The sequence below is a fragment of the Treponema putidum genome (assembly GCF_024401155.1).
GTDB classification, from domain to species: Bacteria; Spirochaetota; Spirochaetia; order Treponematales; family Treponemataceae; genus Treponema_B; species Treponema_B putidum.
Window position 1 is genome coordinate 2247482 of record NZ_CP038804.1, and the last position, 23119, is coordinate 2270600.

The 23119-nt window shown below is 35.3% G+C and carries 17 protein-coding genes; 7 read left to right on the plus strand and 10 right to left on the minus strand.

Annotated features, from left to right (window positions below):
- Window positions 1-316 precede the first annotated feature (316 nt).
- From E4N74_RS10505 to E4N74_RS10525, 5 genes are all read left to right on the plus strand, one after another.
- Window positions 317-1501 (plus strand): ATP-binding protein, encoded by a 1185-nt coding sequence (locus E4N74_RS10505; protein WP_255817582.1) that lies wholly within the window; start codon window positions 317-319, stop codon window positions 1499-1501.
- Window positions 1502-1506: 5 nt separating this feature from the next.
- Window positions 1507-2592, plus strand: coding sequence for an ATP-binding protein (locus tag E4N74_RS10510; protein WP_255817583.1), 1086 nt, complete (start codon window positions 1507-1509; stop codon window positions 2590-2592).
- A 114-nt stretch (window positions 2593-2706) separates the two neighbouring features.
- Complete coding sequence (locus E4N74_RS10515; protein ID WP_255805227.1) at window positions 2707-3879, plus strand: PD-(D/E)XK nuclease family protein; 1173 nt, start codon at window positions 2707-2709, stop codon at window positions 3877-3879.
- A gap of 30 nt (window positions 3880-3909) precedes the next feature.
- Window positions 3910-4773, plus strand: a complete 864-nt coding sequence (locus E4N74_RS10520; RefSeq protein WP_255805228.1) for a helix-turn-helix transcriptional regulator — start codon at window positions 3910-3912, stop codon at window positions 4771-4773.
- A gap of 218 nt (window positions 4774-4991) precedes the next feature.
- Window positions 4992-6146: a Fic family protein gene (locus tag E4N74_RS10525; protein ID WP_255817585.1), complete on the plus strand. Its 1155-nt coding sequence runs from the start codon at window positions 4992-4994 to the stop codon at window positions 6144-6146.
- Window positions 6147-6294: 148 nt separating this feature from the next.
- On the opposite strand, the gene E4N74_RS10530 is transcribed toward E4N74_RS10525, so the two are convergent.
- The 9 genes from E4N74_RS10530 to E4N74_RS10570 form a co-directional block, all read right to left on the minus strand.
- Window positions 6295-6897, minus strand: a complete 603-nt coding sequence (locus E4N74_RS10530) for an MptD family putative ECF transporter S component (RefSeq protein ID WP_044978031.1) — start codon at window positions 6895-6897, stop codon at window positions 6295-6297.
- 172 nt (window positions 6898-7069) lie between these two features.
- Window positions 7070-7780, minus strand: coding sequence for an energy-coupling factor transporter transmembrane component T family protein (locus tag E4N74_RS10535; RefSeq protein ID WP_002692196.1), 711 nt, complete (start codon window positions 7778-7780; stop codon window positions 7070-7072).
- A gap of 1 nt (window position 7781) precedes the next feature.
- The gene (locus E4N74_RS10540) at window positions 7782-9257 is read right to left on the minus strand and encodes an ABC transporter ATP-binding protein (RefSeq protein ID WP_255817586.1); all 1476 of its coding nucleotides are present in this window, start codon (window positions 9255-9257) and stop codon (window positions 7782-7784) included.
- Window positions 9245-10969 carry an ABC transporter ATP-binding protein gene (locus E4N74_RS10545; RefSeq protein WP_255817587.1) on the minus strand — a complete coding sequence of 575 codons (1725 nt, stop codon included), beginning with the start codon at window positions 10967-10969 and terminating at the stop codon, window positions 9245-9247. The genes E4N74_RS10540 and E4N74_RS10545 overlap by 13 nt, the downstream gene beginning before the upstream one ends.
- Window positions 10970-11234: 265 nt before the next feature.
- Window positions 11235-15248, minus strand: a complete 4014-nt coding sequence (locus E4N74_RS10550; protein ID WP_255817588.1) for a hypothetical protein — start codon at window positions 15246-15248, stop codon at window positions 11235-11237.
- 29 nt (window positions 15249-15277) lie between these two features.
- Window positions 15278-16198, minus strand: a complete 921-nt coding sequence (locus E4N74_RS10555) for an ORF6N domain-containing protein (protein ID WP_255817589.1) — start codon at window positions 16196-16198, stop codon at window positions 15278-15280.
- A gap of 63 nt (window positions 16199-16261) precedes the next feature.
- On the minus strand, window positions 16262-17611 hold the full coding sequence (locus tag E4N74_RS10560) for an MATE family efflux transporter (protein ID WP_255817590.1): 1350 nt from the start codon (window positions 17609-17611) through the stop codon (window positions 16262-16264).
- A 197-nt stretch (window positions 17612-17808) separates the two neighbouring features.
- The gene (locus E4N74_RS10565; RefSeq protein WP_255817591.1) at window positions 17809-19530 is read right to left on the minus strand and encodes an ABC transporter ATP-binding protein; all 1722 of its coding nucleotides are present in this window, start codon (window positions 19528-19530) and stop codon (window positions 17809-17811) included.
- Window positions 19531-19682: 152 nt separating this feature from the next.
- Entirely contained in the window at window positions 19683-20252 is a 570-nt protein-coding gene (locus E4N74_RS10570; protein ID WP_255817592.1) for a TetR/AcrR family transcriptional regulator, read from the minus strand.
- A 329-nt stretch (window positions 20253-20581) separates the two neighbouring features.
- Here E4N74_RS10570 and E4N74_RS10575 point away from each other — a divergent pair, with 329 nt between their 5' ends.
- Window positions 20582-20950 (plus strand): DUF488 domain-containing protein, encoded by a 369-nt coding sequence (locus E4N74_RS10575; RefSeq protein ID WP_002666419.1) that lies wholly within the window; start codon window positions 20582-20584, stop codon window positions 20948-20950.
- A gap of 102 nt (window positions 20951-21052) precedes the next feature.
- On the plus strand, window positions 21053-21616 hold the full coding sequence (locus E4N74_RS10580; RefSeq protein WP_255817593.1) for a flavin reductase family protein: 564 nt from the start codon (window positions 21053-21055) through the stop codon (window positions 21614-21616).
- Between the two features lie 104 nt (window positions 21617-21720).
- Here the strand turns inward: E4N74_RS10580 and E4N74_RS10585 are convergent, their stop codons facing one another.
- The gene (locus E4N74_RS10585) at window positions 21721-23100 is read right to left on the minus strand and encodes a tryptophanase (RefSeq protein WP_255817594.1); all 1380 of its coding nucleotides are present in this window, start codon (window positions 23098-23100) and stop codon (window positions 21721-21723) included.
- Window positions 23101-23119 lie beyond the last annotated feature (19 nt).

Here is a 23119-nt window from a genome sequence, read left to right on the forward strand (position 1 = left end):
TTATGATTTAATAATAAACAGCTATTCAATATTTGTCAAGAGAGGTAAACAAATTTTATTTATTTTACGGATATGCCTTTTAAAAAGTATTAACATAAAATATAAAAAACTTTTGTAAGCGGCTATTGTTTGGACTGTTTTAATCATGCTGATGTCTGCACTCTATCCTTCGGTTCCATGGAGGCTTTAGGTCTGAAAAATTATACCCTATGCAAAAGTATTACTATATCATCAAATGATAGAGGATGTATTGTATAATCCATATAGTCAGTGATGAGATTAAAAAAATGCATTATTCGTAAAACAGGGGGCTACGATGAGAATAAGATATTATGTTGAAAACTTGAATAGAAATGAATGCTATGCCGTAATAGGATATTTTTACAATATATGTAAAAATCTTGACAGTTTTAGGGGGTGTTCAAAATTTTTTTGTTTATTTAATGCCTTGGTAGAAAAGTTTGAACTTGAAAATAGAAGTTTAGAAGTGGTGCAGACTATAATTCAAAAAAGCATACAAGAAAAACAGCTGACTTTATTTAATCCGAGGAAAAATTACCGGCACCCATTTGATTGTAGAAACGAACTTGAACAAAATTTTGAAGAAGATTTGATGATAAGTAAAAAGTTTGAAAAAGTTAATACTCATACTATTTTAAATATAAATCTATGCCGATGTATTTTTGCGAAAAACGAAAATTTTGCAAAAATTATTGCCTTAACATTTTTTTATAAAGAAACCGAGCAAAGGGATTTAGATATACTCGAAAAGCCATCTAAAGACATAAAAATATCTTTTCATATTTCACAAACAATTAACAATGTAAAATCGATAAATTTTTTAATTGAGGCACTCAAACTTTCCGATGAAGAAGCACAACTGCTTTTATCGGCGTACAGGACAAGTGCTATTTATGAATTATGTGAAGCGGTTTCTTGCAGCCTCTCGGATGATTATACGGATATATATGCAAAATTTCTTGACATTTCCGGCTTAAAAATTAAGACACTTCTTCGTCCCGATAAAAAACTTGTTTCTTTCGGATTGATGAATGATAATGCAGAAGTACCGGACGATTCTAACGAGTGTATTTTTTCCGGAACTCTTGATCCGTTTTTCTTTAATATTTTAAAAGAAGAAAGCACAGAAAAATTTTTTGATATAAGCACCTACTCTATAAAAAAAGAATATTCTACCTTAGCCTTACAATTTTTAAAAAGTGATTGTGCTTCAAACATTCTTTTATACGGAAATCCCGGATCGGGAAAAACGGAATTTGCAAAAACTCTTGCTGCACAGAGCGGATTAAAATTATTTATATTTAAAAATGAAATGGATACTAATGGTGATAATAATGAAAACACTTTATACCGTTTAAATTGTTTACTTTCAATTCAAAAAACGATTCTATTATTGTTGTCGATGAAGCCGAGAATATTCTACAGAGTAAATCATCTTTTTTTGGAATGCACTTTACGAGTCCTAAAAAAGGTATCGTAAATAAGATGCTTGAAAACAATGTTAATAAGGTTATTTGGATTTTAAATTACACTGACGGTCTTGATGATTCCACATTGCGGTGTTTTACATATTCAATTAAATTCGGCGAAATGCCTAAAACCATGCTGCAATCTATTGCATATTCAAAGTTGAAAAATATTAATGTCAAAGGAAAATTATTGAATGAGCTTGTCGGCTTATGCGGTTCATATAGAGTAACGGGTGCATCAATTACAAATATGCTAAAAACAGTAAACAGCGGTGTAAATGAAAATGAAGAAAAAATAATTCTTGATGTAAAAAATATGCTTGAAGCAAATTCGGAGCTGTTATACGGTACATCCAACATTCGCAAAAAACTTCAAGACGGTTATGAACTTGAAGCTTTAAACACATCTATTGCACCGAACGAGATTGTTGAAATGATAAAAAATGCCGTTGAGTATTCTAGACGTGCGGAAATTAAAACAGGTATCCGCATGCTTTTTTACGGTTTAAGCGGAACGGGTAAAACCGAATTTGCCCGCTATATTGCGGAGAGCTTGGATAAAAAACTTATCTTAAAAAAGACTTCAGATATTTTAGGAAAATATGTCGGTGAAAATGAGCAGCACATTGAAGAAGCATTTGCGGAGGCTTCAACGGAAGATGCAATACTTTTGTTTGATGAAGTTGATTCTTTTTTTGCGAACCGTCTTGGCGCAAATAATAGCTGTGAGCGTACAATGGTAAATGAATTTTTAATTCAAATGGATGATTTTAACGGTTTATTGATTTGTACGACAAATATCAAAGAACTTATGAATCCTGCAATGCAAAGGCGGTTTCATATTATGACTGAATTTAAGGCTCTCAATAAAAACGGAATAAAAACACTTCTTGCAAAATATCTTGCTTCTTTTAACTTTTCGAAAAAAGATATTGCAGTATTACAAGAGTACAATTCTGTTACACCGGGAGATTTTAATTCTCTCTACGGAAGAATCCGATTTAGGCCCAAAGAAAATATCAGTAATGAATACATCATCACGGAATTATTAAATATGCAAAGAGAAAAAACTTTCAGCCGAAAAATCGGGTTTGGGAAGTAAGAGGAATATTTATGGAGTTATTTAGAACGATTACCGAAAGGAGATTTATTTAAAGTAAATCCTGATTGTTTTTTGTTGTATAATTTGTATAATAGGTATAAAAGGATATGATTTATGAGCGACACAATAAAAGAATTTGAGCAATTATTATCGGAATTTGAAAATGTTCCCGCTTTGCCGCATAGAGATCCGACTTTTCTCGAAATTTGCGAGTTTCCGCATAGGGAAGTTATTTGCAGTAATATTTTATGTTTTTTCTTTAATTCAAATAGAGAACATAATTTAAAAGATTTATTTGCACGAAGTTTACTTGAACTAATACATGGTAAAGAATCCAGTAATAGCCATTACTATTGTGAAAAAGAAGTTCTTACAGCAGATAATAAACGCATAGATTTAGTATTAACAGGCAATAATACTGCAGTAGTTATTGAAAATAAAATATATGCTGATCTTAATAATGATCTTCAAAAATATTTTAATCATATAAATAACTATAAAAATAAATACGGTGTTGTATTGAGCCTGTATGTTATAGATGAAGAGACAAGACAACAGTATAAAAATAAAGACAATATCGATTTTAAGTTTATTACTTATCAACAATTTTTTGAACAAATCAAAAAAAACATAGATTTTTATATAGAAAAAACCGATAAAAAATATGTAACTTTTTTATTGGACTTTATGGAAAATATCGATAATCTAAGAGAGGGGTATGAAATGGATAAAGATTTTATAGAATTTTTAAATCAAAACGATCATGGAGATGCAATAGTTAATCTTATAAATCGCGTAAATAAATTTACTAACTATTTAAGTACGAAAACAAAAGAATTGAAAGAAAAAATAGATAAAGTGATTGAGGATAATATGAAGGGCAAAGACTTATCATCATATCTATGGTACCCCGAAAAAGAATTTGGTCAGATTGATTTATGGAAAGGGGTTGGGGTTATATATAATTTTAACGGCTATAAAATCGATACTTTTGTCCGTATAGGTTACTGGGGGTGTTCTTTTCAAATATATATACGTGATAATGAGGAATACTGTATTGATAATAAGTATAAAGACCAAATCATAGCAGCCTTTACGATAAAAGCCTTTACAAAAGAAATAAAAGTTGAAATTAATAAAGAAGAAAAATGTTTTGATCTTGAACTGCCTGTTTCATTAAAAAATTTAGAATCTGATATTGAAGATATAGATAATAATCTTGACAAAATAGCCGGTACTTTTGGCAGAATAGTTGAAGCCATTTGCAAACCTGAGTTTTTTAAATAATTTATCGGCTATGCCTAAAACTGTAGCACTATGAAAGAAACAAAGCGACAGAGTGTCAACCATCAAATGCTTGAAAGGCTTATTTATATTCACAAAAGAATTAAGGCCGAAAAATATCCTAACTGTACTTTTTTAAGTAAAAAACTGGAGTGCAGTATCCCGGCAATAAATCGAGATATAGAATTTTTGCGTGATAGGTTTTTAGCTCCTATAGAATATGACTCGGCAAAAAAAGGATATTATTATACTCAAGAATATAATATGCCTCTTAACAGTATTTCGGCAAAAAACTTAATAGCTCTTTCGTCTGCAAAAATTCTTTTATCTAATTATAAGGGAACTCCTATTTATGATGATCTATGCAATGTTATTAATTTAATGACCTTTTCCGAGATAAGGGGAAATACGGATTTTATTGACAGGATTGCCGTGCCTCCAGCTTCGCCCATAATAATTGATGAAACAATTTGGAATACTATTTATTCTGCTATGAAAAATAATTCGATTATAGAATTTGATTATAACGGGAGACATAATACCGAAACAACTCATCGCCGTGTACGCCCGTATCAGATTTTATTGGATGATGGATTATGTTTTTTATTCGGATTTTGCGAACTGCGAAATGCGGAACGCCTGTTTTGTCTTTCACGAATTAAAAATCTTATCATCACTGATGACAATTTTACGCTGCCTCAAGATTATGAATTTTCATCCCGATGCGGAGGAGGTAAATTTGGAATTTTTATTTCAACTGCTATTCGAAAATATAAGATTCGTTTTTACGGTCCGGCTCGTCAATATGTAAAAGACAAAATCTGGGCTGATGATCAAAAAATAACCGACTATGACGAAGAAGGCTGCACCGAAATTATTTTTTCTTCTGCAAGATGATGTCATTATGGAATGGGTTTTGGCTCAAGGAGCAAATGTACTACCGATTGAGCCTAAAGTTTTTGCAGCCGACTGGAAAAATCAAATAAAACAGATGGCTGAACGAGCTGATATATTATAAATATCGAATTTTAAGTAAAAAAAACACTTGATTATTTTACTTATAACTGATATGATTATTTTAAGTAAAATTCTCTTTACTTAAAAGGTTAAAAATAATGAAATTAAAAACAAACAGAGCAGGAAAATTAAAAAAAACACAAACCGATTACGAATGTTTTATTCCGCATAATTTAAAGGATATAAAACTCAATATAGATGATGAAATGAATTTTTTGGTAAATAAGGCTCATCTGTTTCTAGGAAGATTGGACGGTATGGCTATTACCATACCTGATATAGACCTTTTTGTATCTATGTATGTACAAAAAGAAGCAGTTATCAGCTCGCAAATTGAAGGAACACAAGCATCGCTGATTGATGTTTTGCAAAAAGATAGAAATAACGAGAAAATAAAAGAAACAGAAGAAATAGTCAATTATATAAAAGCCGCAAATTATGCATTCCAAAGATTGACGGAATTACCTTTATGTATGAGGTTAATCAAAGAAACACATGCTGTTCTTTTAGCGAATGTGCGTGGTGATGAAAAAGCGCCGGGAGAGTTTAGAAAATCACAAAATTGGATTGGACCTGCCGGATGTATGTTAAATAATGCAAGCTTTGTTCCTCCTGCTCCTGACGAGATGAATGATGCACTGAATGATTTAGAAAAATACATGTATGAGGATGGTTTAATTTCTGCCCTAATAAAAATTGCATTAATCCATTATCAATTTGAAACCATCCATCCGTTTTTAGATGGCAATGGTAGAATGGGACGATTGCTCATCATATTATTTTTAAAAAAAGAAAAACTGATAGAATATCCTGTTTTATATTTGAGTTATTTTTTTAAGCAAAATAGAAATATATATTATGAACTCCTAAATAATGTCCGTACAAAAGGAGAATTTGAAACATGGATTAAATTTTTTATGCAAGGAATATGCGAAGTATCTGAAAATGCAATTGTCTCAATTCAAAAAATTATAAAATTAAAAAAAGACGATACGGAAAAAATTCGTACCATACAAAAAGGAAATGTTTCAAATCTTCTGTCAGTGTATGAGTATGCACTAAAACATCCGTTTTTAAAAACAGAAGATGTTAGACACTTATTGAGTTTAAGTAAACCGACTGTAAATAAACTATTGGAAACTTTAACGGAACTTAAAATTTTAGAACTGGTTGAAGATAAGCAGAGGTATAAACAGTATGTATATAGACAGTATATTGATATTCTCTCTGAAGGAACAATAGATTATTTTTGAAAAATACCGATTAGTCTATAAGACTAATTTTTGAATTTATTATGCAAAAAGACTTAGCACGACTGATTGTTATACACTCTTTTCTTTTAACGAAAAAAAATCTAAGAAGTATTTATAGGGGAAAATTTTAATTTTTGTTTCCTATCTCCTATACCATCCCCGCTTTTTCAAAATGCTTTTTTAATATCCACATAGAAAGCCACGCTCCCGCGAAACTTGTTATAACCGTCAATGCAATCATAGAACCGTACATCTGCCATGAGCCTACAACGTGCAAATACTGTTGTAAAGCTTCATCCGTTAAATGTAAAATCTCCTTTCTTTGCACAAAGTATTCTCCATGCGAAAGATACATAGGCAGGGTGAACAAGGCTGTCTGCAATGTGGAGCCCAGCACATAGGACAGAATAATTGCTTTTTTATCTTTGTACTTCATCGTTGACGCAAGAGTCTCCGCAATGAACCAGCCGATAATTGAAAGGCCGACGCCTATTCCGTTTGCTGCCATAAATCCCGGTAAAACGATAATTATCCCCATAATAAAAAAGACGCCCGTTTTTCTTACCTTTGATACCGCCAGCATAAATGCTATCGATACAAAAAACAGCGTAATCGGGATATTGGCTATCGTGCCGAAAAGCGTTAATGCAGCGAGTGCTCCCGTAATAAAGAAAATTAATAGTGCAACCGCAGCGAAGATTCCGATAAAAATAAAATCCCGTGCATTCAATTTGTTTGTCTTTGTTTCCATAGTTTATATTCTCCTATAAAAACTTTTTGCAGCAAATATTAATTTGCGAAAAAAGTTTTTTCAAGCAGCTTTGCACAAGCAAAGCTGCATACAATAATACGATGTTTGCCTTTGGCAAACTCGAAGATAAACAGCGAAACAGAATTTCTGTTGAGCTGTTTATCATATCTCCTTAAAAAATATTACTAAACTGTAAGTACGATACCGCACCCACAGCAATAGCCGTATATAATCCATATACAAAATCCGTTTTCGTAAATTTGAGCGGATAGATATTTGTTCTGTTTTTATAATTTTCAATTCCTCTCAGCAAAACCGATGTGGAAAGTTCCTCAGCTATGCGAAGACTTCTAAATAAAATCGGAACAATTATAAGTTCTAAAGAACGAATGGGATGAATTAAAAACCGTAAGCCCGAAATAGAAATTCCTCTTATTTTTAAACTGTCTTTTAAACAGCCGTAATCTTCTTTTAAGGACGGGAGATACCTAAATACAACAATTAAGGGAATTGCTATTATGTTTGGAAATTTCATCGTCTGCATAGCCGATATAATAGAGGGCATGGAAGTTTTCTTTTTCAAGAATATAATCATCATAACCGCAATAACGAATTTTTGAATAAAATAACTTAAAGATACAATCATGAGAGCAATTGTCGAATTCGGAATATAATGAATATAAAACATCGACACGGCAATGATACTATACATTCCGCTATATAAAACGGATTCACGATAAGCGCGTACATCCCATAAATAGAAATTACAAATAATAAGTAAAACATGTGAGGGGAGGGGCTTATTGACGGCAAGACCGAACGAGATAAAAATAAATACAATGCCGAGTACCGTTCTCGGATCCGCTTTTCTTTTTGTATTCACTTCACATTTCCTCTTTTTTACTTAAAAGCTCCCAGAGCATTTTCTTGGTATCATTATTTAAATTGAAATCAGCGTGAACCATTCCGCTTTTTAAATAAATAATTCTGTTGCAGACAGACAGTAAAAATTCATAATCATGCGATATTACAAATATAAGCCTACCTGCCTTTGCCGCAGTGAGAATACTTTTAGAAACCAAATCCATAGAATGTTTATCCAAGCCGCTTGTCGGTTCATCTAAAAAAAGTATCTTACTGTTATTACAAAAAGCAGCTGCAATGGTAAGCCTTTGCTTTTGCCCTCTTGAGAGGGCAAGCGGATGCCGTTCTTTTAAATCAAGAATTTCAAAGTCCGATAAAACGGTTTCTTTTTCCGTGCCGTTCAAACCGCCGCCTTTTTTTCCTATATCCAATTCATCCTCTACGGTGTTACCGAAAAGTTGAAAGTCTGAGTCCTGCATGACAAAATACAAACGCCCCGCCCTTTTCTTATAGCTCCGCTTTTCTCCTTTAATTAAAACGCTTCCGCTTTTTTCTTTTAATAAGCCTGTACACAATTTAGCAAGAGTTGTTTTACCCGCTCCATTTTCACCGATAATGCCGATAACTTCTTTTTCATAAGCTCTTATCGATATGTCTTTAAGCACATCGGTTTTTTCCTGTTTTGAATGTGAATATGAAATATTTTTTATTTCAAGCAATGGGGTGGTTTTATCGATAATACTTTTAGAATGAACCGTATCAAGATTTTCCAAATATATGGGTCGAATATTTTTATTGTTTTTTTGCAGCTCAAAAAATTCATCTTTTGAGTATTCGCCCGTAATTCTTCCCTTATCCATAATGAGCATACGGCTGCATAAGGTTGAAAGATAAAATAATCGATGCTCCAAAACGATAATGGTTTTCCCTTCGTCTTTTAAGCTCCGTAATATGTTTTCCAAATCAAAGATGGAATGAATATCCAGATTAGCTGTAGGCTCATCGAACAAAAAAATGTCAGGCGACATCGCATAGCATGACGCGATAGCCAGTTTTTGTTTTTCACCGCTTGAAAGTTTAAAGATACTCTTCTCTTTTAGATGATTTATTCCAAGCAGTTTCAAACTGTTGTCTACCCTTTTTAGTATTTCTTCCCTGTTCAAAAGCATATTGCTGCAGCCGAATGCCGCTTCACTAAAAGGATCGGTCATAAAAAACTGACTTCGCGGGTCTTGGAATACACAGCCTACCATGCAGCCTATTTGTGAAAGCTCCATAGTGCGTATATCTTTTCCGTTTAGATAAGCTTCGCCCGTTAATACTCCGTCATAGTAATGCGAGATAAGGCCGTTGATAACAGAGCCGAGTGTGCTCTTCCCGCTTCCGCTTTTTCCGGTAATGACAACAAATTCTCCTTTTTTTATTTCGAGGTTTATATTGTCGAGAATGAGAAGACCTGTCCTTGTTTTATACGAAATATCTTTTAGCGAGAGCACATTCCGCTCCCGTATTGTGCTTTCCAAAGCCGAGCATAGTAAGCGTCCTTTTCCAAAAGTTCATCGTGTTTTCCTTTTTCGATAAGACGGCCTTTTTGAAAGACAAGGATTTGATCTGCCCTTTGAATAGTCCTTAAATGATGAGCGATCACTATGACCGTTCTGTTTTTTGCAAGTTCTGTAATGGCATCCTGTATTAAAGATTCATTTACGGGATCGACATTACTGGTCATCTCATCGAGGATTAAAATCGGAGCGTCTTTTAAAAATGCTCGTGCAATGGAAATCCGCTGTCTTTGTCCGCCGGATAAGAGACCTCCGTTTTCGCCTATATCCGTTTCATAGCCTTTCGGCAAGCTCATAATAAAATCGTGAATCTTTGCCTTTTTTGCAGCATTGATGATTTCTTTTTTTGTTGCTTCTTTTTTTCCTACCCGGATATTTTCCTCGATGGTGTTATCAAATAGCTGCACATTTTGCATAACAATGCTGATGCGATCTAAAAGTTCATCGTAGGGAATATCCCGAATATCGGTACCGCCGAGCGTAATACTTCCGCCTTGCACATCGTAAAACCGCAACAGCAAATTCGTAACCGTCGTCTTACCGCTTCCCGATTCTCCTACAAGCGCGGTCATCGTTTTTTCCGGAACAGAAAAAGTTACTCCATTCATTTTGAACTCATCTTCTTCATAAGAAAACTCTACATCGTTAAAAACAATATCGTTTTGTGCAGGAGTAACTCCGTCCGTTTTATCGGCTATTACCGCGGCATGAAGAATTTTGCCCAGGCGGTGATAGCTGTCTACGGCAGACACATAATACATATAGTGCGTTTCCATAGCTGCAAAAGGTTTATAAAATTCTTTTGAAATGACTGCAATAATCATAAAACTGAGCACATCCATACTTCCACGTAATGCGGCAAGACCGGAATAAATAAAAAGAACAAAATACCCTGCATCGATTAAAAACGAAAAAACCGAAAGCTGTCTTGCCTTAAAACGGGAAGCAGCCTTACTTGTTTCTCCAAATTTTTTTGTCTTTGCAAAAAGTTCAGTATCCAGACTTTTATTATGCGAAAAACTTTTGAGCACCGGAATACCGCGTACATATTCAACAAATAAACTCACCATATCGGCAAGGGCGGAATTATTGTTATGCTCCGTTTTTTGTGCTCCCTTAATTGTGTAAAAAAGATAGGCAAGCGAAAGCGGAATCGAAGCGGCCATAACAAGGGCTGCACTAAGATTGATAAAGCAAAGACCTATAAATACCGCAAGAGCGATGAGAAAATCACCGAACATCCGCGGCCACATATGACCGACTACCATGGACATATTGTCCACATCTTTATGAAGAATTGTATTTAATTCTCCCAGCCGTTCATTCGTATAAAATCCCAAACTAAACAGCTTTAATTTTACAATCATCCGCTCCCGTATTTGCTGCACCACATCAAAGCCGGCTCCGTGCTTTTTTAAGTCGGCAATCATATTGCAAAGTCCCTTAAAAACGACCAAGCCTATCAGCAGTGCAAAAGTCCCGTAGAGCCCCTGCACATCAGTCCCGGCAGCAATCTTAAACAACATCGAAAACACCGTAAGCAACATCCCCACGGAGCTCAATCCGTACAAGGTAAAAAACAGAGAAGAAATACATACATCGATTTTTCCCCTCTTACTCAAAAATGCAAATAATTCTTTATACATAGATACCTCCTTATCTCCTTTGGCTAGTAACCCGTATTTTTTCAATATACAGCTGATTTTCTATTCACTTACCCTTATTCCGTTATTGGAAAGCTCTTTTTTTATCCGTATCCTACCTGTCCCATAATTATTCCTAATTATATCTATCTACTTTTATTATACAAGTTTCTTTTAATCTCAACTATTCTTAAAAATTTTAAAATAATCCTATATGTTAGACTATTGTGTCATCCGCTACTATATCTACTTATTTTTTGCTATATTCCTATATAAGCTTACGCTGCCATCCTTCCAATTCTTCCTCTCTAATTCGAAGTTGATAATATGTTTTCCCTTCTTTTTCTAAATATTGTTCACCAATTACTTTAGCAAAAATAGTCTTACCCTTGGCATAGTCATACACGCTTTTACCCTCTGGCAGTTCATTTTGATGAACACTCCCGACCGTATTTCTGTAGTCGAAAAGCTTAACCTTTAGAAAATTGCCTGTTCTATCTGTCCCACTTACGGTACATTTTACAGTCTTTCCAATCAATGTCTCATTATCATCACCCTTATAATCCAATAATTGAACACTCTTATTTAAAGCACGTAAGCCATCATAACTGAATCCCAAAATAAATCTTACCTTTTTATTAACATCTTCTACTGATATCCGTTTATTTTGACCAGATGGTGAAAAGAATACTTCCATGTTATATGCTTTAATCTGTGCACTTCCTTCATGTTTATACTTCGATAAACGACCTTCCAAATAACAGCCCTTACTTTCAATGTAATCCATTGCTTTCCTATGATATTTACCATTTTTTTGTTCAAAAGCGTTTATTAATCTATGAATTCCTTTTCCCTCCCCCAGCCATTCATAAATAACTCTATTATTGGGCATATGGTAAGTTTTTATTTTTAATTCTTCTTCTAGATTAGGAATAATGGCTTCTGCTCTTGATGATCCTTCTATAGCCTTAATACAAATTAAAATAAAATAATAATAATAGGCTTCGAGATTATCTCCAATTTGTTTCCATGATGCAAGTTTTTGAAGTGCTTCATCTAGTAAAACATCGTCGTCATCTCCATCAAAATAACGTAAGGCATTAAACCATATCCTGATATTAGCACCATTTTTAGGTTCTTGTCTCATGTTATCTTCCATCAATTGCATAACTTGTTTAACACTATCAATATTATTGCTCATACCTGGAAAAAAACTTTTTTCTTTTGCTCTAGCAATGAATCTCCTTACAGCGGGTTTTTGTAAATCTTCGGCCTTACTTAAATATTCTTGCCACATTGCAATAGTGCTCTCAATATTGTAAATCATATCTTCCAAAGAGTCTGCACATTTTGCTGATAATTTTACTTTATAAAATTCCGTATCTTCCTCCACTTGTATACTTCTAAAACCTTCTAAAAGAGTTAATGCTCTATCGTAATATTTCATGAACCATGACTCTCTATATTGCTTTATAAAATCTTCTGTAGAACATCCGTATAACTCTTTTCCAAAGTCCACAACAGAAATACACATTTCAATGTCAGAAATATACCCTGCTACCTTATTATTGGTTTCTCGTACTTTTTCAAACTGCTCACTCGCCTCTTCAAGGCTGTCGTATATTTCATTTAATTTTTTGGATAACAACTGTTTTCCGTCACGCTCTTTACATTCTCTTGCTTCTTTATATAATTTTCGTTCTATATATCTCCTTACATTCATACCATATATATGGTATAAAATCGAATCATACTCACCTAATCCTTCCGCCAAAGATACCGCATCCTTAGCTTCATATATTCCCCTTTCATAATTTTTTTCAATATGAGAATAATATCGTGACAAATGTGCTTTAAAATGAGGCTCTTCCGTGTAGGTATTCACTAGTTCTTTAAAAACTAATCCTATACAATTGTATTTTTCATGCTCATCAACATTATTTGGAATCAATGATTTCATATATTCTATCGCAGGTGCGAACTTACTCTTAATCAAACTATCCGGATCTCGAAGAATTAACAAATTCTTTAAAACATCTATAGTTGAATTAAGATCAAACATAATGTTCTGCTTAGAATATTTAATAAACTCTCTAAGAAATTTTGAAAGATTCTCCGCCCTTCCTAATTCTCTACCATCAACTCCTTCGGAAATTCTCTGTGAGATTATTTCTTCAGCAAATCTCGGATGACGCATCCTAACAGAAGAATTCTGTCCAAGGTTTCGCACACGTATCAAATTATCATTAACTGAATTTTCGAACATTTCCATCGTATTGTCAGATATCCTTAAAAAACTAATATCCAGCTCTCTATTTGCGAACCAGTCCACTAAAGAAATATATTCTAAAACCAATCTGTCATTTTTAGAAATAGAAAACAAATAATTTTCAATATAATTCTTTACACCTTTAAACTTTTCTTCAAAAGTATACATCGACATAAAAAATGGATATCTATCTTCAGGACTCTTTAATAACTTATTAACTTCACGTTTCTTTTCATCGGTCAGATATGGATCTAATTTTTTCACCATTTCATTGAATTCATCATCTATTAACAATCTTAAATCATCATCGGATGAATTATGTTTTCTTTTCAACCTGCTCACAAATAAAAACACATGTGGAATTGCTTGAGCCATTAATTCTCCATTCAATTTCTTTAAATCATCATCACTTATTACCGAACTCTCGACTACTATTAATATCGACATCCCCACTAAACGATAATAATTAAACACCTGTATTGATGTAATTCTTTCATTGTATGAAAGCAATAACAAGACTGGCATCTCTTTGCTCAAATGGTATGCAATGATTCTTGATAGAGTCGTTCCACCAGCTCCCGGATCATGGTTTAGCCGAATTATTTTGCTAGACGTTTCTCTACTACTTTTAATAATGTTATTCTTAATATTTCTAAATTGTGTTATTCTATCTATTGCAAATCCATTCTTTACACCATACCAACTAAGCAAATTTCCCCCTTGATAAAACAACTCACAGTTTTTGCTGTCTTCATCTTTTTCTTCATCTTCTATTCCTAAATAAGGAATTTCAAAACAAGAATAATCCTCTAATCGAACTTCAACTTTTCCATCTCTCCCACACACAAAATGACCTTTTTTAAAATCATGTTTGTTAAAAAAGGAAGAAAAATTCTTTATTCCCTGCGAAAAATCTGCTTCACTCATTGGAAATTTTTTTAGTATTTCTTTATAATCATCAATAATTTCCTCGAATTGTACTTCTTGAGACAGTAGATATATTTTTAAAGAATCTTCATATATTGCATCAAAAGTATTCAAGATTTCTTTGATTTTTTTTGCTTCACCGCTCATTATTATAACTTTTAATGGCTTAGAAAATACTTCTCTATACTTGCGTAGACATTCATTTAATATCGAACCGTATTTTTGACGCCATCTCCGGTCAGATTCTACTAATGATTCCGGAATGTCTTGTATTCCATTTATGTGAAACCAATATGGCGTGTTACTTACTGCATTAAAAAATGAATTTTTGGGAGATGAAACATCAAAAGAATTAGCTTCAATCCCATATTCATTCGCATATGCTTTAAATAATCCATCCTCTCTAGTATTTATATCAAAATCTATGATTAACGACCATTTAATAAATAACAGCCTCTGTTTTGCTAAATCATCTAAATTAATCTTGTCACATATTAAACAAAAATTGTATCTTTGCGTTTCATCCCAATATTCACACTCCTTCTGCAAGTTTACGTATTCGGTTGGCTGAGTTAAATTAATTTTGGGATTCAAATCTATATATTCTAAGATAAATTTGCGAATTTCATTATAGGACTCTGTAAATATATTAGAATCCACATCATTTCCTATATGCTTATTATCATTATAAATCGGATTAATATTTCTTTTAATCAAATCAAAATCAATACTTGTACTTTTCCGATTAGGGATAGCATGCAAATCCATCTGTTCAGACAAATATTTTAAATTTACCATACTACCGTTGGATTGTTTTCCATTTTCAATAATGTGAACTAAAGCCTTATAATCTTTCCATGGGATTACTTTCTGATCATACAATTCCTTATATCTCTTATCCAAATAATGTTTTAATCCCAATTCATAAGATTGTTGTAACTTATTCCCTGCGGTATTCAATTTTTTCTGAGCTTCCTCTTTATTACCTTCTAATAAATCTTTATACTGGTTAAAATATAATTGACTTTCGTTAAATAATGAAATAATAACCTCTTTGCTCTTGTAACCAAATGTTTTTTTCTTCATATCACACCTCTAGTTTCATATGCTTTTTACTAATTAAACAACATTTTATTATCTTTTTCAATTGCCCAATCCGTTTTTCGTTCTAGTTTAACTGCAATACCAGATTTTTGGAATATTATCTTTCTAAACGGATATTCTTTACAAAAATCATGATATTCAAGGGTATGAAGTCCTTTGCCGATGTTATCGCTGAATATAATGACCCCTACCAATGAAGGGATATCTTTTAATAAAACCAAAGTTTTCACTTCGATGTAGTTATCTACGATATAAATACTCTTTTTCGCTATAGTATAAATGTATTTATATGCAAGATTTGCTTCGATAGGTTGGCCGTTCAAGAGTAAAAATCCATATTTGAGCTGTGGATTGCTAAGGTCAATAATTAGTTCAGACAGTTCGGATTTATGCACCACATTATTCAAGGTGTCCATCACTTCCGCCACCTTATCTTGCACATTTCTTAAATCTCGTTTTAAATCCTGCATTTCCACGACATTACTTGTAATCTGCATCGAAAGCTGCAAAAACTCTCTCTTCCCAACCAACCCTTGATTTTCTACGATGTAGTCTTTCATTTGCTTGAAGGTACGAATCAAGGCTTTACTCTGCCTTACAGCAAGTTCCCCCTTGAGAACTGTCATCAGCATATAAATTCCCTGCTCGGTAAAGGCAAAAGGTAGATATCTTCTACCTCCGGAACACATTTCCGATTTTAAGATCAAATTTTTTGACCTCAAAAATTCCCATTCCTCTTTAGTGAGTTGAAATTTGAAATCATCGTCAAATTTCTCAATATTATTTTTAACTTGCTGATTAAAAGTTTTGGTTTCATACCCATAGATTTCGGCGAATTCAAAGTCAAGAATAACTTTCTGTCCTCGGATTGTATAGATCTTTGTCAAGAATCCTTCTTGACTTACAATCATCGTTTCATCTTTTTTATCCATTTCTTTAGAAACTTGTACAGTATAAGTGGACAAGTTTCCCTCATTCCTAATTAGCATTCTTAATTATTCCCCCTTTCCTTTAAACAGCGCACTGTTTTTGACTACAAAGTATTTTGTCAAAAGAATAGTGCAGAGGTCGGCGGAGGGTTGAACTAAAAGAAGTCCCGTTAAGCCGAAAAGTTTCGGGAGGACGAAAATCAACGGGATAAAAAAACAACCCCTGCCGTGAAAGGTTGAGAGTCCTCCTTCCTTTGCTTTTCCCATTGCAGAAAAGGTGGCGCAGTACACGCTTTGATACGCAAAGAAGATAAAGACAATGCCGTTATAAATGAGGGCTTTTGCGGCGGTGTCTTTTAAAAATGCAGATGCGTTGTGCGAAAAGAGTTTGACGATAAACGGATAGGTTCCGATTAATATGAGTGCGAATGCGGTGCAAAAAACTGCGCACCATTTGTTGGTAATGTGCACAGCCTCTTTTACCCGCTGCATGTTGCCCGCTCCGTAATTTATACCGATGACAGGCAGCAGTCCCTTGGTGAAGCCGAATACAATGTACAAGCCGACTGCCGTTACGCGCAGCATGATTCCCATTGCCGAAATGGCTTCGTCGCCGTAGGGAGCTGCCGCCTTGTTGGTAAGCCCGATTGCCGCCGACGCAAAAAATTGATACAGGAATATCGGAATGCTGATTTTAAAAATCTGTGCGAAGATTTCTTTGTCGCATACGGTGTAACGGAAACCGAAATGCACGGCGTTACCTTTTTTGTGTATTTCGATTGCATATAAGAGTGCCGAAAATCCTTGCGCTGCGGCTGTCGCGTAAGCCGCCCCTGCAACGCCCATACCAAGCGGGTAAATAAAAATCGGATCCAAGATGATGTTTAAAACAGCCCCCGCGCTCATCATCAGCATGGTTTTGTGAGGCTTGCCCTGTGCCGTCAAAATTCCTCCTGCTGTAACATTGAAGACGGTTAAAAAGCCTGATATGATGATAATGCATGCGTACTCTTCGGCTGCGGCGAGAGTGGCTCCAGATGCTCCTGCAAAGCGCAAAATCGGCTCAAGAAAAAGTAAAAAGAATGCAATCACCACCGCCGAGCTTGCCAGCGCAAAGCTGACCGCCGTTGTCGCCGTGTTTTGCGCACGGGGAATGTTGCCCGCTCCCAAAAGTCTTGAGATATATAAGGCCGCCCCGTTACTGAACGTCAGTCCGATACCGAGGATAATCTGCATAAGCGGAAACACAATGCTCACTGCAGCAAATGTGCTGTTTCCCAGCCCAGACACAAAATATGCGTCCGCCGCATTGTAAAGAGCGGTAACAATCATACCGGCAGTCATCGGCAGCCCCATCGCCAAAAGAACTTTCCGTATATCACCGTTTTCAATAAATAAAAGCCTATCCTTGTTCATAAAACATCCCTTAAAATTGAACAGCTGAACAAAATATCAATTTTGGAAGCTGTTCAATTCGCCGTTTCGCAGTGAAACGAGAAACGGTATAATCATGCGATGTTTCGGCAACCAAATATCCAAACCGAAACTCGCAGTGTTTTTAGACAATGCCAACTGCATTGTCTAAAATAAGCTTCCATTAAATTACTACCTAATTAGCCTGCGACCTTCCAGTTGTCTACTTTGTTTTGGGCTTCGACCATTTCTTTATAAAAGGTGCATCGCGAAATCAATTCTTCATGTGTGCCGGAATCTAGTATGCGGCCTTTATCCATAACGATTATTTTGTCCGCGTTTTGTACGGTGTTCAGGTGATGCGCAATCGTGATAACCGTTTTATTTTTTCTTAATTCTTCGATCGCCTCGTTTATGAGTTTTTCGTTTTCGCTGTCTACGGCAGCCATCGCTTCATCTAAAATAAGAATTGGAGCATTTTTAAGAATCATCCGGGCAATGGATATTCTTTGCTTTTCTCCTCCCGAAAGTTTTACCCCCATCTCTCCGACCCTTGTGTTGTAGCCGTGAGGCAGGGCGAAAATAAAATCATGACATCGTGCTTTTTGAGCGGCTTCTATTACTTCCGCTTGGGAAGCACCTGCCTTACCGATTGCGATATTTTCAAAGATGCTCATATTAAAAAGAATTACTTCCTGCTGAACACTTCCGATAAGAGCGGAAATGCTGTCCGTATCATAGCGTGAAATATCTTTACCCAAAATTGTGAGCACACCTGAATCAACATCCCAAAAACCCATGATAAGATTCGCAAGCGTGCTTTTACCGCAGCCGCTCGGCCCGACAAGCGCATTTAAAGTGTTTTCTTTACATTGTACAGTAATATCTTTTAACGCAAAGCCGTCTTTTTCATACTTAAAATGTACGTTCTTACATTCTATATCTCCCGTTTTCAGTTTTTCGCTGATCTTTTCTTTTGCAAGAGGCGCACAGAGAATCACCGCTATGCTTTTGAGCTTTTCAGTAAACACGATGGAAAAATGATGGAGCGTTGCGGTTTTACTTATTGCTGACACAAATACTGAAGATAAGATAACGGACAATATAAACTGAGCGGTAGAAATATTGTTATGTAAGAGCAGTATACTTCCTAACATCATAACCGATACCGCACCGGCTTCCATAAAAATATCTATAAGCACCATCGGACCCGTAACGGCACCCATACTCTTTTTTACATCTTGCACATAAGAGCGTGCGGAATTCAAAGTCCTACTGCTAAAACACTCTTCTTTTGCAAAGGCTTTTATGACAGCAATATTTTTTACGTACTCCATCATGTCTTCCCTCATCTGCATTTCTCGTTCAAAATATATTTGAAATCTTTTTTGCATAGTCTTTGCAGATAATTGTTGTACAAGGAACATGAGCGGTACCCCTGCAATCATTATTAATGCGAGCCGGTAATCTATAAAAAGCATTGCAATAAAAACCAGAACAGGAAGAAGGGTTGCCGCCATAATTTCCGGAAGACCGTGCGCCAGATATATTTCAATCTGCTCTACATCGTGTTCAACAATGCTTGTAAGCTCGCCGGTAGTATGCTTTTTAAAAAATCCTAAATTCAATTTTTTGAGGTGTTCAATTATGGTAAGCCGTAATTCCGTCAATGTACTAAAAGCCCTGTCATGAGCTGTCTTTACGGCAAGATAATTACAACACGCCTTGAGCATAAACGAGATGAAAATACCTCCGGCAATCATTTTAAAATATTCCCTTTCCGCTTTTCCCGAAAATAAGCTGCTTATCACCAGTACCAATAAAACCTGCGGTAGTAAGTCAAACACTATTTTAAGCGCAAGCAGCACATTGGACAAAAAGGTTTTACCCGTTACCTGTTTTTTCAATTCTTTTTCAGTCATATCTACTCCTCTCTACATCTATAATACGCATGTATATTCGTTTATCTTTAAAACTGAATAATATTGAATATTTATTCAATATTGATAGATAAAATGAGGAGCGGTTGAACGCTCCTAAAATAAATTCTCTTCTATACTACTGTAATTACAGCTTACAATGATTCAACTCCATTAAAATAGCACTTGTTAAGAACAAAGAGCATATCTTCTGCCCATTTTTCATTTTTATAGTGCCGTGCAATTTCCATAAGCCCCTCAACATAATTATTTGCCAAAATATGAGCAAGCATGGGATCGTGCTTGGTTTTTGAATATCTCTTTAAACCGTCTTTTATATGCTGTTCCAATCGTTTAACCCACATATCTTTTGCATTCTCATGTTTCGTTCCCGAGCTCTTGTCGATCAAAATGATGAGTTTAATTCTGTTTTTTAACAGTTTGGGAAGTTGAGATGCTCCGCCCCGATTAAATCTTTCATAGGGACTTCCGGCCTCCATCTTTTCCTCATCTTCCATCATCTTAATGATGTTATCTAACACACCTGCGACTACTTCATCAAATAAGCCTTCTTTGTTTTTGAAGTAGGTATAAATAAGCGCAACAGGAATATCAGCCTGTTCTGCAATATTCGTCAGCTTTGCGCTTCTATAATCTTGTTCATAAAATACTTTTTCCGCAGCTGTCAGAATTCTATCCTTGACTTCTTCTTTTAATACCTGCATACCGCCCGCACGCTCAAACCGTTCTCCTTTCTATTCTATCAATACTGAATTATAATTTAATAATAAATCTTTATTCAATATTTGTCAATAGAGGTAAACAAATTTTATTTATTTTACCTCTATGCCTCTTAAAAATATTAACATAAAAGATAAAAAACGTTTAATTAAGAATCAGGGCTTCTTTCATTTCATCTTGCCCTAAGATTGCCGTAAAAGGATAGTTTTTCATAATGATTTGAGTATAGCATTTTAGACTGGGATATCTAGGGGTAGAGTCCTTGCAGCTATGAAAGAAAAGCCGTATAATAAGTATCAATAAAGGGGAAATTATGGGAAAATTGTTGTGGAAGCGGGTGTACGATCTGCCGGAAAAAGGCGACGGGTTTAGGATTTTGGCGGATAGGCTGTGGCCGCGCGGAATTTCGAAAGAAAAGGCCTGCATCAGCGAATGGGCAAAGGAAATTACACCTTCGTCGGGTTTGCGGCAAGCTTATCACCGCGGCGAAATCGATTACAAAACTTTTTCGGAGCTGTACGCAAAAGAGTTGGTGCAAAATCCATGCACAAAAGATTTTACGGATAAAATCAAGGCCGAATTAAAAAATAGAAATGTTACAGTTTTGTATGCGAATAAAGATGTTGAACAAAGCCATATTCCCGTTTTGCAACGCTTTATCGAAAAAGCTCTGAACGGCTGAAAGCACTGCTGCTGTAATCTTAAGTGATACAATTAAATCTTGCGCAAATCAGACTTGTTTTTTCTGTTAATTTGAATATAATTATGTATAGAAGGGGTTTCTATGAGAAAAAAATTAAATATTACCGACGGAATTTTTCCTATGCCTGTATTAATGGTTGCTACCTATAACGATGATGGAAGCATAAATGTTATGAACGCTGCATGGGGAACTATGCAAGAACGTTCCATTATAGCTCTTAATTTGACCGAAACACATAAGACAGTAAAAAATATCAAGGCGAGAGGAGCTTTTACCGTTAGTATTGCTGATGCTGCTCATGTACTTGAAGCCGACTACTTTGGTGTTGCTTCCGGCAATAAGGTTCCTAATAAGCTGGAGAAGACCGGTCTTACCGCAAGCAAGGCGGAAACCGTTGACGCTCCTGTTATAAACGAATTTCCGATTTGTCTGGAATGTGAATTTATTGAGTATCAGGATAATAAATATGGTTGCGGTGTTATAGGAAAGGTTGTCAATGTAACTGCTGACGAAAGTGTTATGCCGAATGGAAAGCTTGATATGTCGTTAATAAATGCCATAGCCTTTGATCCATATACACACGGATATTACAAAGTATCAGAGCGTGTCGGTGAAGCCTTCAAAGACGGTTTAAAGCTTAAATAATAAACCAGTGTTTAATAATATTCTTTCTGAATAAACAACAGAACCCCTTTAAAAAAATACCGATTAGCCTACAAGACTAATCGGTATGTTACTTAAAGGGGCTGTTATTTTATGGGTTCCAAATGAGCTTGGAAGTGTCTAAGAATCGGGGGTTCCCAGATAATTTTGTAGCCCTTCACCTGAGAGGCTCTTTCTTTAATGTTAATTAAAGCTCCTGCAATAACATCTAAGTGAGATTGTGTGTATACTCTTCTCGGAATTGCAAGACGGGCAAATTCGAATTCGGATTTGATTTGTTCTCCGGTTTCGGGATCGTTTCCGAGCATAAAGGAACCGATGTCGCATGTTCGGATTCCGGCTTCTTTATACAACTCTACGCAGAGAGTGTGGCCGGGGAATTGATAATACGGAATGTGCGGGAACATGGCGTTTGCATCAACATAAACGCCGTGACCGCCTGCCGGGTTTTGAATAGCAACACCTGCATCAAGGAGCTGAGAGGCTAGGTATTCCATAGAAGCATTTCGGTATCTTAAATATTCTTCATCAATACCTTCATACAGACCGATAGCTAAGGCTTCAAGGTCTCGTCCTGCAAGGCCTCCGTAGGTAATAAAACCTTCAAAAGAAATACAGTTACCCTTAATCATTTGGTAAATTTCTTGATTGTTTTTAATACCGATCAAACCGCCCATATTAACGATAGCATCTTTTTTTGCACTCATCGTAAAAGTGTCGGCATAGCTGAACATTTCACGGATAATCTCTTTAATAGGCTTGTTCTTAAATTCTTCTTCTCTTTGTTTTACAAAGTAGGCATTTTCTGCAAATCGTGCTGCATCAATATTGAACAAAATGCCGTATTTTTTTGCAACTTTAGCAACATCACGGATATTCTGAATTGAAACGGCTTGTCCTCCGGCTGAATTGTTTGTAATAGTCATTACAATCATACCGACTTTTTCTTTTCCATGTTCGTTAATAAGCTGCTCCAGCTTTTCGACATCCATATTTCCCTTAAAAGGTGCATATTCCGCAGGTTTTTTTGCTTCCTTACATACACAGTCAAGAGGTCTTCCTCCGGCTAAGGTTACGTGAGCTCTAGTTGTGTCAAAGAACATATTTGAAATTGCAACTTGGCCTTTTTTGAGAAGCAAGGGGAATAAAACCTTTTCTGCAGCTCGACCCTGATGAACGGGCTGGATAAATTCATATCCGAAGATATCCTGTCCTGCTTCAACCAATTTAAAATAGCTTTTTCCTCCGGCATAGGCCTCATCTCCGACCATGACGCCGCTCCACTGCTTATCGCTCATTGCGTTAGTTCCGCTGTCGGTCAATAAGTCAATATAGACATCTTCGCCGCGTAAGTTGAACATATTGTATTTTGCTTTTTCAAGATATTTAATACGGTCCTCACGCGTTGTCATTTTGATGGGCTCAACCATTTTAATTCTAAACGGTTCCGGTACATACTTTTTCATTAAAAAGCCTCCTATAGTT

Excerpts from the sequence above, each read along its gene's own strand:
- E4N74_RS10505 (WP_255817582.1), top strand. The coding sequence starts at position 317 with ATGAGAATAAGATATTATGTTGAAAACTTGAATAGAAATGAATGCTAT.
- E4N74_RS10510 (WP_255817583.1), top strand. The coding sequence starts at position 1,507 with ATGCTTGAAAACAATGTTAATAAGGTTATTTGGATTTTAAATTACACT.
- E4N74_RS10515 (WP_255805227.1), top strand. The coding sequence starts at position 2,707 with ATGAGCGACACAATAAAAGAATTTGAGCAATTATTATCGGAATTTGAA.
- E4N74_RS10520 (WP_255805228.1), top strand. The coding sequence starts at position 3,910 with ATGAAAGAAACAAAGCGACAGAGTGTCAACCATCAAATGCTTGAAAGG.
- E4N74_RS10525 (WP_255817585.1), top strand. The coding sequence starts at position 4,992 with ATGAAATTAAAAACAAACAGAGCAGGAAAATTAAAAAAAACACAAACC.
- E4N74_RS10530 (WP_044978031.1), bottom strand. The coding sequence starts at position 6,897 with ATGGAAACAAAGACAAACAAATTGAATGCACGGGATTTTATTTTTATC.
- E4N74_RS10545 (WP_255817587.1), bottom strand. The coding sequence starts at position 10,969 with ATGTATAAAGAATTATTTGCATTTTTGAGTAAGAGGGGAAAAATCGAT.
- E4N74_RS10550 (WP_255817588.1), bottom strand. The coding sequence starts at position 15,248 with ATGAAGAAAAAAACATTTGGTTACAAGAGCAAAGAGGTTATTATTTCA.
- E4N74_RS10555 (WP_255817589.1), bottom strand. The coding sequence starts at position 16,198 with ATGGATAAAAAAGATGAAACGATGATTGTAAGTCAAGAAGGATTCTTG.
- E4N74_RS10560 (WP_255817590.1), bottom strand. The coding sequence starts at position 17,611 with ATGAACAAGGATAGGCTTTTATTTATTGAAAACGGTGATATACGGAAA.
- E4N74_RS10565 (WP_255817591.1), bottom strand. The coding sequence starts at position 19,530 with ATGACTGAAAAAGAATTGAAAAAACAGGTAACGGGTAAAACCTTTTTG.
- E4N74_RS10570 (WP_255817592.1), bottom strand. The coding sequence starts at position 20,252 with ATGCAGGTATTAAAAGAAGAAGTCAAGGATAGAATTCTGACAGCTGCG.
- E4N74_RS10575 (WP_002666419.1), top strand. The coding sequence starts at position 20,582 with ATGGGAAAATTGTTGTGGAAGCGGGTGTACGATCTGCCGGAAAAAGGC.
- E4N74_RS10580 (WP_255817593.1), top strand. The coding sequence starts at position 21,053 with ATGAGAAAAAAATTAAATATTACCGACGGAATTTTTCCTATGCCTGTA.
- E4N74_RS10585 (WP_255817594.1), bottom strand. The coding sequence starts at position 23,100 with ATGAAAAAGTATGTACCGGAACCGTTTAGAATTAAAATGGTTGAGCCC.